Here is a 697-nt window from a genome sequence, read left to right as displayed (position 1 = left end):
GGCCGTCCTCGGCGTCGGCGCCGACGCCCGTGTCGAGGGGACGCGGCCGCTGCCGTCGGGGCTCGCCGAGCGGGTCCGGCGCGCGCCCGGCGTCCGGGACGTCACCGCCGTGAGCGTCTCCTACGACGGCATGCCCCCGGGCGGCCGGCTGACCGTGCCGGTGGCCGGGGTCGACCCCGCCGGTTACGCGGCCCTCAGCCGGCACACGGACATCGGCTCCTTCGACCCGGACGTGCTGAAGGCGTCCGGTACCGGGGCGCTGCCCGCCCTGGCCTCCCCCGAGATCGCCGACCGCTACGGCACCGGGCCGTTCCGGGTGCGCCTGGAGGACGGCAACGACATCACCGTACGGATCGTGGAGGTGCGTGAGCGGACCCCGGTGCTGGCCGGGCTGGACTTCCTGGTCGTGGACCGCTCCGGGCTGCCCGACGGCCCCGACCGCCCGACCACGCTGCTGGTGACCGGGGACCGGCCGGACGCGGGGGCGCTGCGCGAGGCGGTGGGGGGTGCCGCGCAGGTGCGGCTCCGGGCGGAACAGTTCGCGCGGTACGTCGACTCGCCCCTGCAGTCCGGCGCCGAGCGCGTCTACACGGCGGCGGTGGCGGCGGGCGCCGGGTACGCCGTGCTCGCCCTGCTGCTGACCCTGCTGCGCGCCGCTCCCGAACGCGCCGCGCTGCTGGCCCGGCTGCGCACCATG

The 697-nt window shown here is 78.0% G+C and carries 1 pseudogene; it reads left to right on the top strand.

Annotation, left to right across the window (positions count from 1 at the left end):
- Window positions 1-697: pseudogene (locus tag B7767_RS42595) on the top strand (ABC transporter permease); the annotation flags it as partial.

Origin of the sequence: Streptomyces sp. 13-12-16, from assembly GCF_002114215.1 — a bacterium.
Taxonomy (GTDB): domain Bacteria; phylum Actinomycetota; class Actinomycetes; order Streptomycetales; family Streptomycetaceae; genus Streptomyces.
This window is presented reverse-complemented; position numbering and strand designations above follow the sequence as displayed.